Annotated in this window: 14 protein-coding genes and 1 other annotated feature; of the genes, 10 read left to right on the top strand and 4 right to left on the bottom strand. The window is 33.8% G+C overall.

Translation table 11 applies throughout. The features are described from left to right. The 8 genes from ACFOZZ_RS08130 to lysS all read left to right on the top strand — a co-directional run. Positions 1-182, top strand: a 182-nt coding sequence (locus ACFOZZ_RS08130) for a hypothetical protein (RefSeq protein ID WP_376815054.1), incomplete at its 5' end; no start/stop codon positions are given. 141 nt (positions 183-323) lie between these two features. Continuing rightward, on the top strand, positions 324-1,679 hold the full coding sequence (locus tag ACFOZZ_RS08135) for a PTS sugar transporter subunit IIC (RefSeq protein WP_376815055.1): 1,356 nt from the start codon (positions 324-326) through the stop codon (positions 1,677-1,679). Next, a complete protein-coding gene (locus tag ACFOZZ_RS08140; RefSeq protein ID WP_055233338.1) occupies positions 1,672-3,087 on the top strand; it encodes a 6-phospho-beta-glucosidase in 1,416 nt (471 codons plus the stop codon). The genes ACFOZZ_RS08135 and ACFOZZ_RS08140 overlap by 8 nt, the downstream gene beginning before the upstream one ends. Then, positions 3,084-3,965, top strand: a complete 882-nt coding sequence (locus ACFOZZ_RS08145) for an ROK family protein (protein ID WP_055233339.1) — start codon at positions 3,084-3,086, stop codon at positions 3,963-3,965. Before ACFOZZ_RS08140 ends, ACFOZZ_RS08145 begins: the two co-directional genes overlap by 4 nt. A gap of 17 nt (positions 3,966-3,982) precedes the next feature. Continuing rightward, positions 3,983-4,627 carry an RDD family protein gene (locus ACFOZZ_RS08150; protein ID WP_055233340.1) on the top strand — a complete coding sequence of 215 codons (645 nt, stop codon included), beginning with the start codon at positions 3,983-3,985 and terminating at the stop codon, positions 4,625-4,627. A 31-nt stretch (positions 4,628-4,658) separates the two neighbouring features. Next, positions 4,659-5,387: a MurR/RpiR family transcriptional regulator gene (locus ACFOZZ_RS08155; RefSeq protein ID WP_055233341.1), complete on the top strand. Its 729-nt coding sequence runs from the start codon at positions 4,659-4,661 to the stop codon at positions 5,385-5,387. A gap of 68 nt (positions 5,388-5,455) precedes the next feature. Beyond that, positions 5,456-6,313, top strand: a complete 858-nt coding sequence (locus ACFOZZ_RS08160) for a YitT family protein (protein ID WP_055233342.1) — start codon at positions 5,456-5,458, stop codon at positions 6,311-6,313. Positions 6,314-6,383: 70 nt separating this feature from the next. Then, positions 6,384-6,593 (top strand) — a binding site (T-box leader). 38 nt (positions 6,594-6,631) lie between these two features. Beyond that, the gene (lysS, locus tag ACFOZZ_RS08165) at positions 6,632-8,116 is read left to right on the top strand and encodes a lysine--tRNA ligase (protein WP_278778622.1); all 1,485 of its coding nucleotides are present in this window, start codon (positions 6,632-6,634) and stop codon (positions 8,114-8,116) included. Positions 8,117-8,401: 285 nt separating this feature from the next. Here the strand turns inward: lysS and ACFOZZ_RS08170 are convergent, their stop codons facing one another. Further along, a complete protein-coding gene (locus tag ACFOZZ_RS08170) occupies positions 8,402-9,538 on the bottom strand; it encodes a DUF4825 domain-containing protein (RefSeq protein WP_376815056.1) in 1,137 nt (378 codons plus the stop codon). Between the two features lie 188 nt (positions 9,539-9,726). Between ACFOZZ_RS08170 and rsmH the strand changes: the two genes are divergently transcribed. Further along, positions 9,727-10,773, top strand: a complete 1,047-nt coding sequence (gene rsmH, locus ACFOZZ_RS08175; RefSeq protein ID WP_376815057.1) for a 16S rRNA (cytosine(1402)-N(4))-methyltransferase RsmH — start codon at positions 9,727-9,729, stop codon at positions 10,771-10,773. A 105-nt stretch (positions 10,774-10,878) separates the two neighbouring features. On the opposite strand, the gene ACFOZZ_RS08180 is transcribed toward rsmH, so the two are convergent. The 3 genes from ACFOZZ_RS08180 to ACFOZZ_RS08190 all read right to left on the bottom strand — a co-directional run bounded on the left by ACFOZZ_RS08180 (position 10,879) and on the right by ACFOZZ_RS08190 (position 13,114). Further along, complete coding sequence (locus ACFOZZ_RS08180) at positions 10,879-11,670, bottom strand: MurR/RpiR family transcriptional regulator (protein WP_055232554.1); 792 nt, start codon at positions 11,668-11,670, stop codon at positions 10,879-10,881. Between the two features lie 51 nt (positions 11,671-11,721). Further along, a complete protein-coding gene (locus tag ACFOZZ_RS08185; protein ID WP_278778628.1) occupies positions 11,722-12,267 on the bottom strand; it encodes an RDD family protein in 546 nt (181 codons plus the stop codon). A 124-nt stretch (positions 12,268-12,391) separates the two neighbouring features. After that, entirely contained in the window at positions 12,392-13,114 is a 723-nt protein-coding gene (locus tag ACFOZZ_RS08190; protein ID WP_055232552.1) for a glucosamine-6-phosphate deaminase, read from the bottom strand. A 278-nt stretch (positions 13,115-13,392) separates the two neighbouring features. Here ACFOZZ_RS08190 and ACFOZZ_RS08195 point away from each other — a divergent pair, with 278 nt between their 5' ends. Further along, positions 13,393-14,754, top strand: coding sequence for a PTS sugar transporter subunit IIC (locus ACFOZZ_RS08195; protein ID WP_055232550.1), 1,362 nt, complete (start codon positions 13,393-13,395; stop codon positions 14,752-14,754). Positions 14,755-14,846 lie beyond the last annotated feature (92 nt).

A 14,846-nucleotide genomic window follows, 5' to 3' on the forward strand; every position in this document is an offset into this window, starting at 1 on the left:
AAAAATACATTATTATATTGGGTAATATAATTTGCAGTCATCAGATGGGTAGAGTTTGCGGTTTAACAATTAATGATGTAAGAAATGAACTTTCTTCCCATACAACTCAGGTACCTGCATTAAGCATTATTGAAATACTTTCTAATATGACATTGCATATGTGTCACAATGCGTTACAATAGTGAAACATTTTGCAGATAATGCATACTATTCAAGAAGGGCTTCAAGCCCTTTTTTTATTTGTGATCCTCTGATAGAATCAATTGCGGAAAACGAAATCGTTTTCAACATCGGCCGAACAAAATAAGAAGAGGAGAAACAAAATGGAAGCAATTCAAAACTTTATGGAACGTTACTTCGTACCATTAGCTGCAAAAATCAATGGTCAGCGCCATGTGGCAGCCGTGCGTGATGCGTTCACTTTATCATTCCCACTCACAATGGGTGGTTCAATGGTTTTACTTATTAACTATGTATTATTAGATCCTAGCGGATTCATCGCAAAATTACTTCACTTAGGTGATTTAATTCCAAACTTAGCTCAGTATCAGGCTGTCTTGAGTTCTGTTATCAATGGTACTACTAATATCTTATCAATTCTTATCGCATTCTTAGTGGCTTATCAGTTGGCTCAGGAAATGGGTGGAGATAAAGTATTATGTGGTATCACATCTCTTTCAGCTTTCTTTATTCTTTATCCTGCATCTCAGGCATTTGCAGGTAAGAATGCAGGAACTGGTTTAACAACTACTTACTTTGGTGCACAGGGATTATTCGTTGCATTATTAGTAGGTCTATTAACTGCAGAATTATTAACTCGTTTTGGTAGAAATGAAAAGTTAAGAATCAAGATGCCAGAAATGGTACCACCTGCAGTAGCAGAGTCATTTAACTTATTAATCCCAATGATGTTAGTACTTGCAATCATGGGTGTATTAAACTACTTATTCTCAATGATTACTCCTGAAGGTATTCAGGTTGTTGTTTATAACGCTATTCAGGCTCCATTAACATCTCTTGGAAGCTCTATGGGTACAATTATTGTATTTGTAGTAGTTCAGCAGTTCTTATGGATTGTAGGTATTCATGGTCCAAACACTTTAAGTGCTTTACGTTCAGTTATCTTTACAGAACAGCAAAACGCAAACTTAGCTTATGTTGCAGTTCATGGTTCAGCATGGGGTGCACCTTATCCAGTAAACTGGGTTTCAATCAACGATGCATTTGGTAATGGGGGAGGATCAGGTGCAACACTTGGTTTAATCATTGCAATGTTTATCGTAGGTAGAAAGAATAAAGGTGAATACTCTATTTGTAAGATGTCATTAGCTCCAGGGCTATTCAACATCAATGAACCAATCATGTTCGGTTTACCAATCGTTATGAACCCAATGTATGTTATTCCATTCATCTTAGCACCAATCGTATGTGACCTAATCGGTTATTTCTGTGTATGTGTCATTAAGATCATCCCACCAGTCGCTTATTCAGTTGCTTGGACAACTCCAGGATTCTTAACACCATTCTTAGGATCAGGTGCCAACAATGTTATGTCATTAGTTATCGGTATTCTTTGCTTAATCGTAAGTACAATTATCTACTTACCATTCGTTGCAGCAAGCACAAGAGCCGCTATCAAGAAAGAAGCAGAAGAAGCAGCAGGAGAAAACAATGCGTAAAGACTTCTTATGGGGTGGAGCAGTTGCTGCACATCAGGTAGAAGGTGGATTTAATGAAGGTGGTAAAGGACCAAATGTCTCAGATATGATGACAGTTGGTTCTGCCACTACTCGTAGAAAAATCACTAAAACAATTGAACCTGACGAGTTCTATCCAAATCATACAGCGATTGATTTCTATCACCACTATAAGGAAGATATCGCTTTATTTAAAGAAATGGGATTTAAATGTTTTAGAACATCTATTTCCTGGGCAAGAATCTTCCCAATGGGAGATGAAGAAACACCAAATGAAGAAGGTTTAAAGTTCTATGATGATATGTTTGATGAACTATTAAAGAATGGTATTCAGCCAGTCATCACATTATCACACTTTGAAATGCCTTATCATTTAGTTGAAAAGTATGGTGGATGGAGAAACAGAAAGATGATTACATTCTTTGTAAGATTCGCAAAAGTATGTTTCGAAAGATACCACAATAAAGTTAAATACTGGATGACTTTCAATGAAATCAACAACCAGGCGAACTATGAAGCAGACGTAGCTGTATTTACTAACTCAGGTATTATATTTGAAGAAGGTGAAGACAAAGAACGTACTGTTTATCAGGCAGCACATTATGAGCTTGTTGCAAGTGCGATGGCTATTAAAGAAGGACATGCTATTGATCCTTCTATGATGATCGGATGCATGATTGCGATGACACCTATTTATCCATATTCTTGTAATCCAGATGATATGTTGAAGGCAGTAGGCGCTAACCATAAGCGTTTCTGGTATATGGATGTTCATGCAAGAGGACGTTATCCAGGTTATATGAAGTCTTTCTTTGAAAGAAAGAACTTCAATCTAGATATTACTGAAGAAGACTTAGCTGTTCTTCCTCAGGGTACAGTAGATTATATTGGATTTAGTTATTATATGTCATTTGCGGTTAAGGGTGATGGAGATGTCAACCTTGACTATAATGAAGAAACAGATTTATGTGATAACCCATATATTTCAAAGACTGAGTGGGGATGGCCAATTGATGCGAAAGGTTTAAGATATAGCTTAAACTGGATGTATGACCGTTATAACCTTCCTCTATTTATTGTAGAAAATGGCTTCGGTGCAGTGGATCAGATGGTAGATGGAAAAGTACATGACCAGTACCGTATTGATTACCTTAAAGCGCATATCGAAGAAATGAAGAATGCAGTAGATATTGATGGTGTAGACTTATTAGGTTATACTGTATGGGGATGTATTGACTGTGTTAGCTTTGGTACGGGTGAAATGAAGAAACGTTATGGTTTCATTTATGTGGATAAAGATAATGCAGGTCAGGGAACACTTGCAAGAAGCAAGAAGGATTCCTTTGAATGGTATAAAAAAGTAATAGAAAGTAACGGAGAAAAATTATGAAAAAATACTTAGTTCTAGATGTTGGTGGCAGTGCTATTAAATATGCAGTAATGGATGCAGAAAAGAATATATATGAAAGAGGTAAAGTGCCTACTCCCTTAGATTGCCTTGATTCATTTGTAAATAGCGTTGAATCTCTATATAATACATATTCTGATGTATCTGGTATTGCGATGAGTATGCCAGGAAGAATTGATCCTAATAAAGGTTATTGTTTCACTGGTGGTGCTTTAACTTATATTCATGATATAAATATGGCAGAATTACTATCTGAGCATTGTGGTGTAAGAGTCACAATTGGTAATGATGCAAAATGTGCTGCTAACGCAGAACTAGGTTTTGGTAGTCTTCGAGATATTCAGGACGGTGCTGTAGTGATTCTTGGCACAGCTATTGGTGGTGCTTTAATTAAGGATCATAAGGTATTAAGCGGATGTAGATTTGGTGCAGGTGAATTTTCTAATATCATCACTGATTACCATAAGCCATATGATGGTGATACATCTTGGTATGCAAGTAATGGAATCAATGGATTATTATTACATATCCAGGAAGCATTAGAAACAGAAGAGCATTTTACAGGTGAAGAAATCTTTGAAATGGCAAATAATGGAAATGAAGCTGTTTTAAAAGGATTAAATCAGTTCTGTTTAGAAACTGCAGTGCAGATCTACAACATCAATCAGATCTTTGATTGTGAAAAAGTGGCTATTGGTGGAGGTATTAGTGCACAGCCATTACTATTAGAACTTATCAAAAAGAATTTTGATGAAATCTATAATTCATGTTATGCAAGCACATTGCCACCAGAAATCGTAGTTTGTGAATATCGTAATGATGCGAACTTAATAGGTGCTTTATATCAACACTTAAATTAATAAAGGAGGATGATAAGATGTGGAATAAATTAAGAAATGAACCTGTGAATAAAACAGGTTATATCAAACGTATAATCGCTTATGGTATTGATTGGTATTTAGGAAGTGTCTTATCATCACTTCCTCTTATTCTGTTATATATGTCTCTTCATAAGGATGCTGTCTATATTCCTCAGCAGTTATCTATATTTAAGGGATATTATCAAGTAATTGCAGGTGTTCTTTCACTTTCAGTTGCATTTGTGTACTATGTAGTATTACCTATAATTTGGAAAGGACAGACTTTAGGTAAAAAACTATTAGGATTAAAGATTGTGAATGACGACTATCAAGAAGTGAATGTGAAACAACTGATCATCAGACAGGTTATTATGATCTTCTTAGTAGAAGGAAGTATTTATACATGCAGTAATATGTTTCATCAATTAGTCAATGTATTAACTGGATACAATATTGCCTCTATCTGGAATAAAGTAGGACTCGTTATTACTATATTATCTGGAATACTTGTGATTATCTTAAAGTCTAAGAAATCATTACATGATATTGTCTCACATACACTTGTTGTAGACATCAAGTCAGAAGATTATAAGAATATGTTGTTGAGTATTGAAAAGAAAAATAAGAAACAGAATAAGAAAATGAAAAAGAGATTTGCATAAAGTATGATAAAATACCTTTTGGAGGTATTTTATGGTTACGGCAGACCAAATGAATCAATTAAGTGATTTAGAATTAGATATTTACAACTACATCATCTCTCATCGTTATGAAGTGATTCATATGAAACTTAAAGATTTATCTACAGATCTTCATGTATCTTCTTCTATGATTACAAGAGTAGCTAAAAAACTTGGTTATGAAGGATTCTTAGAATGGAAAGCAGAAATGAAACTGGATCAGGAAGATAAACCTATACAAAATAAACGTGCTTTAAATTATATTCTTGATTATTTTAATCGAGTAGATAATAAAGAGTTTGATGATCTTATTCATCAAGCTGCTGAAATAATTGTGAACAGTCACGAGGTAATCTGTTCTGGCATTGGCCTAAGTGATGCGATTGCGAAGTTTGCGGCTTCTTTATTTAATCGTAAGGGAAAACGTACAATGTATATTGGAGACTTCAGTAGCCGTTTTAGGGGGATGTATGATCAAAATGACTGTGCTCTTTTCTTCACAGTTTCAGGAGAAACAAGAGAAATAATTGATCGTATCAAAGACTTAAAAAAATATGATATTAAGATTATTGTGATTACCAATAGTGCCTCTTCAACAGCTGCAAAGATGTCTGATTTAGCTCTTACGTATTATATGCCAAGTACTAAAAATGGTGACTTTTATAGTTCAGCAACACAGGTGCCTGTTCTCTATATTATTGAGTCTATTGCGAATCTATTTATAGAATATGGAATTTACTAAAGAATGCTTGAAAGGCATTCTTTTATTTGTTTTAATACTCATATGTTATGATATGAAAGAGGGACGCTATGAGGGAAAATCTAGAAAAGTATGGCGAAGTCATTGCCGGAAGTATTTTATTATCTTTAGGAATCTGGTTGTTTGTAACACCTAATGGCTTGAACTTTGGAGGTGTAATTGGTACATCACAGATTATCGAAGTTTTTGTAAGAAAACTTCTACCAATTCCTAAATCAATGAACATTGTAGGGATCATCAACTTTATGATTAATATTCCATTATTTATTATGGGATATAGAATCTTGAACAGAGAATTCTGTGTTAAAACAGGTATGAGTGTTGTTGTACAGACTATTACATTATCTTTCTTACCTAACTTAACACATCCAATCATGCCCGATATGTTATCTAACTGTATCTTTGGGGCTATTATGTGTGGCGTTGGTGTAGGACTTGCCCTCAAAGGTAGTGGTAGTGCAGGTGGTATTGATATTGCGGGTGTATGCTTATCTAAGACTAAACAAGGATTCTCAGTAGGAAAGTTATCAATAAGTTTGAATGCAGTTATTTTAACTTGCTGTGCATTTATCTTTGATTTACAGACTACACTGTATTCTATTATCTTTGTATTTGTATTGTATTTCATTAGTGACCATATCCACTATCAGAATATCAATGTGATAGCATTAATCTTCACTAAAGAAAAGGATATGAAGAATGTGATTATGGAAAAGACAGGTAGAGGTGTAACTTACTGGATGGGTAAGGGTGCTTATACAGAAAATGATCAATATATTCTTTATTGTGCAATCAATAAATATGAAGTGAAAACATTTAAGAAGATTGTACATGATATTGATCCACAGGCATTTGTGACTATTAGTGAGGATTCAGAAATCCTTGGTGGATTTGAAAAACGTCTATAGACAAATTAGATTGAATAAGGCAGATAAATTGACCTTGACAACATATTTATTTATTGTCTATAATACTTGAGTAAAAGCTATGAACAGAAGAGTAATATCGATGGAACGCAGAGAGAATTCCTGGCTGGTGTAAAGGAATGGGGAAGTTGATATGAATAAAGACTGGGAGCTGTATTTTGGATCTGATGTGATAAAATAACGTGTTGCCGCGTTAAGGCTTAATGAGGTCTACTTATGTAGATGAATAAGGGTGGTACCACGGTTAACTCTCGTCCCTAGCGGATGAGAGTTTTTATATTCTAAAGAAGGAGAACACACATGGAAGAAAGAAAGTTTACTGATCAGGAATTAGTAAGAAGACAGAAGTTACAGGAACTTAAAGATCTTGGAATTGATCCATTTGGACAGAGATTTGATGTGACTGCTTATACTTCAGATATTAGAAAGAACTATAGCGGTAAGACTGCAGAAGAATTAGAAGAAAGCAAACCAGCTGTAAGTATCGCAGGTCGTATTGTTGCAAAGAGAAGAAAAGGTAAAGTATGCTTCATGAACCTTCTTGATAGAGATGGAAAAATCCAGTTATATATCAAGAAAGATACTGTTGGTGAAGATGTTTATGAATTAGTTAAGAAGAGCGATTTAGGTGATATTATCGGTATTGATGGTGAAGTATTCATGACTCATACTGGTGAATTAACTGTAAGAGTAGAAAAGTATACACATCTTACTAAAGCTTTAAGACCTTTACCAGAAAAGTTCCATGGTTTAACAGATACTGAAGAACGTTTCAGAAGAAGATATGTTGACTTAATCATGAATGATGAAGCACGTAAAGTAGCCTTCATGAGACCTAAGATTGTACGTTCAATCCAGCATTATTTAGATGACAAAGGTTATACAGAAGTAGAAACACCAATCATGAACTCTATTCTTGGTGGTGCTGCAGCTAAGCCTTTCATCACTCATTTCAATGCATTAGATAAAGATTTCTACTTAAGAATCGCAACAGAATTAAACCTTAAGAGATTAATCGTTGGTGGTATGGATGCCGTTTATGAAATCGGTCGTTTATTCAGAAACGAAGGTATGGACAGAACTCATAACCCAGAATTCACTACTATCGAAGTATATAAAGCTTTCTCTGACCTTGAAGGTATGATGGACTTAACAGAAGGTATCATTGCGAATGCCGCAATGACTGTCAATGGTACTTATGATGTAGAATACAAAGGTCATTCTATTTCATTAGCACCTGGATTCAAGAGAATCTCCATGGTTGATGCAATTAAAGAAAAGACTGGTGTAGACTTTGGCGAACAGAAGACTTTTGAAGAAGCTAAGAAACTTGCTGAAGAACATGGTATTGAAGTAGAACCACATTTTGCATATGGTCATATCGTCAATGCATTCTTTGAAAAGTATGTAGAAGAAACAATTGTAGAACCAACATTCGTATATGGTCATCCAATTGAAATCTCTCCACTCGCAAAGAAGAACTTACAGGATCCTCGTTTCACTCAGAGATTCGAATTATTCATCTGTGGTAACGAATATGCAAATGCATTCACAGAATTAAATGATCCAGATGATCAGTATGAAAGATTTGCAAATCAGTTAAAAGAAAAAGAATTAGGTAACGATGAAGCCAACGAAATGGATATGGACTATGTAGAAGCTCTTGAATACGGTCTTCCACCAACTGGTGGTATGGGTATGGGTATCGACAGATTAGTTATGTTATTAACTGGTCAGGAAACTATCCGTGAAGTTATCTTATTCCCACATATGAAGAATAAATAAATCTATGCATTAATATTAGGCATATCTCATGCAAGAGATGTGCTTTTTATTTTATGGTTTTTGAAATGTGATGGGATGAGAACAGAAAATATGGAGGAATAGGAAATGGAAATATGATGGAATGAAGATTAAAAATGTGAAGGAATGAAATTGTAAAATATGATGGAATTCACTGCAATGAGTATGAGAACATACACGAAAAATTATAAAGACTAACTTTTTTTGAAAATGGTGTTGTTTACTTTAGTGTAATACACGGTATTTAAAAAGAGGGCTTAACCCCTCTTATAAACTCTTCTTCACAAATATCTTATTGAATATACTTCTTGTAAATTCATCATCATTCATCATATTGTCTAAATATTTATTGAAGTTCTTCTCATTCTCTTTTACTTGTTCAAAATGTGGATAATTCTCTTCAATCATCTTTCTAGTAGTAGTGTAGCTACTTCCACTAAAGTTATACTGAATAGATTGTACATTATCAATTAAAGAGAAGATAGACACAGAATTATAGATTAGGCTCTTATTGATATAAAGATCCTCATTATGATACCAGTCTGTCGCATTGTAGTTCACAGTGAGTCCTTGATTTTTAGAATCAATTTGAAAAACATAACCGTATTCATGCAAAGGCAGACTATTTAATAAATTTCCTATATTGGAATTATTACCAATATATGGATTCTTATACTTCTTAATATTATGTATGCCACTTAACGGTCTGTTAAATACAGTTGTAGGAACAGTATCTTCTGTATATTTCTTTGCGCTATCTACAATATAATACTCATTAGGTGTGTTCTTGTTGATTCTATAAACATTATAGAATGGGTTGTAGTAGGTTGTCACATTAGAAGTCTTGATCATATATACATAGATAGGAGGTCTATGAGAAGTTATAACACCTACATAATCCATCAACATAAATCCACATAATATTGCAACAAATACTCCACTACTTATTAATAATCTATTTCTCTTCAACTCTCTTGATAACCCATAAACAAATACTATAATACCTACAATAGAGTAAATACAGCACCAGCTGCTTTCCTTATCTAATATCGCAAATGCAGCAAAACATAGAAATGCGCCAAAAATCATAATACCAATAGAAATCTTTCTTTTCTCTTGTACAAGCATATTCTTACTATAATTAATTGTATTCTTTAAGCTCTTTTCTGTTGTTTCCATGATTTTATCCTCCGTTATATATTTCCCATTGAGCAGTTCATTTAAAGAAATGTCCAAAGTTTCACTTAACGGAATCAGTAAAGACAAATCAGGCATATAGTTACCGTTTTCCCATCTAGAGATAGTCTTATTACTGACACCTAATATATTTCCTAGTTGTTCTTGAGTGAGACCTTTTCTTTTTCTATTCTCAGAAATGAACTTTCCTATCTTTTTTGTATCCATAAATATTTCTCCTTTCATGAAAACTATAAAATAAAGCATGAAACAACAACACCCCACAAATAGCGAATACACTACTTTTATTATATATTGTGAAGGTAAGAGGGAACAATCCAGTATATACAGAGTTTTATCTGACTTGTTTATTGTCTCTATTTTCGTTAATATAGTAGATGAAATGAGGTATAAACATGACTGAACAGGTACATAAAAGAAGAAAAAGATATAAAGGTACACACCCTAAAAATTTCTCTGAGAAGTATAAAGAACTTAATCCAGAATTATATCCTGAAACAATAGAAAAGGTTATTTCAAAAGGAAGTACACCAGCAGGTATGCATATTTCTATCATGGTAGATGAAATACTAGAATTCTTAGATATTCAGCCAGGACAGATTGGTTTAGATTGTACTCTAGGATATGGAGGACATTCTTCTAAAATGATGGAAAAATTAGAAGGGCAAGGACACCTTTATGGATTAGACATCGATACTATCGAAATAGAAAAAACAACAGAGAGACTAAGAAATAAAGGTTATGGAGAAGACATCTTTACTCCTATTTTGACCAACTTTAGAAACATTGATCAAGTCAGTGAGGAATATGGACCATTTGATTTTGTCTTAGCTGATTTAGGAGTATCTTCTATGCAGATTGATAATCCAGAAAGAGGATTCTCATATAAGAAAAATGGCCCATTAGACCTAAGACTTAATCCTAAAGCAGGTAGACCTGCTTATGAAATCTTAAAAGACTTATCAAGAGAAGAACTAGAACATATTCTTACAGAGAACTCAGATGAACCATATGCTGATATATTAGCTAAGAATATCTATTCATTCATACGTTCAGGTATGGAAGTAGAAACAACTCAGCAGCTTTATAAGATCATTGATAAAACACTCAACTTTATTGCTGATAAGAATAGAAAAGATATTGTGAATAAGACAGCTGCAAGAGTATTCCAGGCATTAAGAATAGAAGTGAATCAGGAATTTGAAGTATTATACGACTTTGTAGAGAAGCTCCCTCTTATTTTAAAACCAGGAGGAAAGGCTGCGATTCTTACATTCCATTCTGGAGAAGATAGAATTGTGAAGAAGTCTTTTAAAGAATTAAAGAATCTTGGTATTTATGAAGATGTATGTAGAAATGTGATTAGACCTTCTAAGGAAGAATGTCATCGTAATTCACGTGCAAAGTCTACTAAGATGAGATGGGCTATTAAAGCAAAATAGAATATCAGATATGCAAGTGTTGTACTTTATTTGTGATTAGAAAATAGATGCATCAAAACGAAAAGGTAAGGATGGTCAGATCCTTACCTTTTTAGTGCTTTCATATTATTCGAGTTCTTTCAACATTTTTGCATATTCAATACATATTGTATCTGCAATCGCTGTGAGTGAATAAGGGTGAGTTGCATAATCACCTCTACTGTCATAGCGTATATATTGATCAATAAAAGGATAATCTAATTCTTTATTAGATGTAATTAAACAAATCTTAGGTTTCTTGCTTTGTTGTTTAAATGGTTTGGCACGTGGGAAAATACGATCAAAATAAGTACCAGAATCAGAGAACAAGATAATTAAAGTCTTCTCATCGGCGTTTGTAATATATTCAGCCTGGTTAGCTACTTTAATGGCAGTAAATACAGGTTTAGCACTTGTTTGTAAATCATATTGCAAGTTCAATGCAACGTTTTCAGAATGCATATAACCAAATGCAGCTACCTTTTGATACTCATAAATATCATTTACTAATTTTTTGATATCATTTTCAATAGAACTCTTTTCCAACATCTCTAGATTCTCAATCACACTTCTTACATAAGAAGTGAAAATGGAATCTTCATTTCGTCCTTCATAGTTGAATTTATTAGAAAGTTTCGTTTTTTCTACCGAAAACTTCGCAATCTGATTTTTTAACTGATTAAAATCCCTTAAACCTATATCCCTGCAGAATCTAGAAATACTAGAATTAGACACATAACACGCTTTCGCAAGTTCAGTTAGAGTATAGTCTTCTAAATCATGAATATTTTCTATCATGAATTTCGCAATCTTATAATTATTAGAACCTTTAGGTTCACCATTTAATGTAGATAATAAAATAATAACTAAGTTAAACATGTATTCACCGTCCTGGGTATAATATACCTTATTATACCACAGGACAGTAATTTATAGTTTAATAACTTCAGTATGTGAAACTAAATCATGAAAACAACGTGTATCTTTCTGGAAATAAGCATATCCAATAGAAACAAGTGTCAATGCATAAGCAACATAAGTTAAAGGATTTACAATAGAAGTGAACTGTAAAAGAGAGGCAATCTTTCTTAAATAAGAAGGAATAATAGTAATACCACCTTCAAGAAGAGTTGCACCGAGTAATTCTCTTAACATCATGTTTTTCATAGTGACATCTTTATGATCATAATCAATAACTTTGATCTTACAAATCTTCTTACCTGGAGTCTGACCTTTCCAGATATAAAGAGGAATGAATACATAATAAAGTATCCCGATAGTAATCGCAATTAAACATACAATAAGAGCTGTATTGAAACCATAAGCAGTTAATTCAAACATCTCTGGTTTAAACTGACTATCTTTTCTTAAAAAGAATGTGATAGGAATAGAAGCCAGCATATTAGTAATATACCAGTCAATTATCAATGCAACTGTTCTTCTTAATCTTAACTCTACAATATCCATCTTACTCATAAATAGTACCTCCTGTTTATTCAAGTATATCAATTCATAATTGATCAGTAATCTCGTTTCCATTTCTTGGAAAAGCTTTCCAGAATATAAAAAAAGAAAGTTCCGAAGAACTTTCTATAAAGACTTATAGTCTTTTGTAATCGTCCATGTTTAATTCAGAAGCTGCATCTTTATCACAGATCAATGTCATATTAGGATGAAGCTTTAAAACAGTAGATGGTAATTCATCTGTAATAGGTGAATCAAGAACCTGTTTTAAGATGCCTGCTTTTTCCTTACCATTTACAATCATCACTAAGTGTTTAACCTTCATTAAGCTCTTAGGACCCATTGTAAGAGTGATTGGAAGATGTTCTCTCTTTGGATAATCAGGGTTTGCTTTATTTTTAGTAGCACGATCCATTGCATAAGAATATGAATCCATTGGTGTACATCTAGGACAGTTGCTGCAGAAATGACCATCATAACCAAGACCAATAACCATGACATCAATACCACCTGCACGGCTGATTTCTTCATCATATGTTTCCCAGTTTTCCATAGTCATATCATGAATTCTTTCTTCTGGAATATTTGCTTCTTCGAAGAATAATTTCTGCATTTCTTCCCAGTTAGGACCATAAGGCTTACCATCCATGTATGGTGCTTCATCGAATAAATAGTATTCGATATCCTTGAACTTTTCCTGATCTCTTACTTCTGGAGCTAACATCTTGTAAAGTTCAATAGGACTTCTACCTGATGTAAGAGAAATATTCACTCTCTTATCCTGCATCATAGCACCAAGTAAGATGTGCATTGCACTTTCACTCATTTTCTGAGTGTTTTCTTCAACGATTAATTTCATAATAAATTCCTCCTGTATTTCACAAGAAGATAAAACTCACACACTTCACATTATAAGTATTAAACTCTTTCTGTCAACCTATAAAAAATTAAAATTATGTTGTATATATCAGTGTAATTTGGCGTGCATTATACTTGTATAGAGTCGCTTTTGCAAGTGATTTCCACAATTTGGAAAGTTCTTCTATCATATGGAAAGGTGTTTTATTAATTGGAAAATACAAGATTTTTTTAACTTATCCAAGATATAATGAAGCCAACGAGAAGGGAGGACTCGACATGAACTTCATGGAAAAATTCAATGAACTAGCAAACCGCACACTAGTGCCTGTTGCAGACAAGTTAGCTAACCAAAGACATCTTGCTGCAATTCGTGATGGAATGGTTGTTGCTATTCCACTATCAATCCTTGGAGGTGCTTGCTTGATCGTATCAACACCACCATTCAAACCTGAAACTCTACCAAACTGGGGTTTCATCACTACCATGCTTACAGGATGGTACAACTGGGCTCAGGCCAATAAAGCTGCATTATTATTACCATATAATATGACAATGGCTTTAATGGGACTATTTATCGCTTTCTCTATTTCTTATCATTTAGCTAAGAAATACGAAATGCCAAGCTTAAATGCAGCTGTTGTTTCTACTGCAGTATTCTTAATTGTATCTGCACCAACTACTTCTGCTGTCCCAGCTAATCTCATTACTGACGGTAAATCAGCCACTGATCTACTTGCACTTGCAGGAAGTTATATACCAACAACTTATCTGGATGCAAAGGGTATCTTTACAGCTATTATCGTTTCTATCGGATGTGTAGAAGTCATGAACTTCTTATTTAAGAAGAACATTCGTATTAAGATGCCTGAAGGTGTTCCACCTGCAATCAGTTCATCATTCGATGCAATTTTACCACTCTTTATCTGTGTTATCATATTCTATGCATTATCATTATTTGTACAGAATATCAGTGGTCAGTTATTACCAAGTATGATCATGACAGTACTTGCACCTGCGGTATCTGGTTTAGATTCATTAGTAGGTATCTGTTTAATTACTATCATTGCTCAGACATTCTGGTTCTTTGGTTTACATGGTGCAAGTATCACTCAGCCAATCAGATTACCATTCATGCAGATGTATTTAATTACTAATATCGCAGCATATAGTGCTGGTAAACCATTAGTACACTTCTTCACTCAGCCATTCTGGTCATATATTATCGCATTAGGTGGCGGAGGTGCTACTTTAGGATTATGTATTCTATTACTTAGATCAAAATCAGTTGAATTACGTACTTTAGGTAAGATTTCAATTGGTCCAGCTATCTTCAATATCAATGAACCAATCATCTTTGGTTTACCAATGGTATTAAATCCACTTATGATGATTCCATTTATCTTTGTGCCAGTTGTTAACTCAATTATTGCTTATGCTTGTATGGCATTACACATCGTTGGAAAGGGTGTTATTGAAACACCATGGACAACACCAGCTCCACTTGGTGCTGCATTAGGATGTATGGATATTAAAGCCGGTATCATGGTTATAGGGCTAATCATTCTAGATATGGCACTTTACTATCCATTCGTTAAATTATTAGAAAAACAAAAGTTAGAAGAAGAAAATTCAAAATAGTTAAAACAAGAAATAAAACTCACACACACATAAAATTGAATAACCTTAAATATTTTGTGAAAGACTGCAACACCACAGCAGTCTTTTTAATT

Source organism: Catenibacterium sp. GCM10023432, assembly GCF_042651925.1.
Lineage (GTDB): Bacteria > Bacillota_I > Bacilli_A > Erysipelotrichales > Coprobacillaceae > Catenibacterium > Catenibacterium mitsuoka.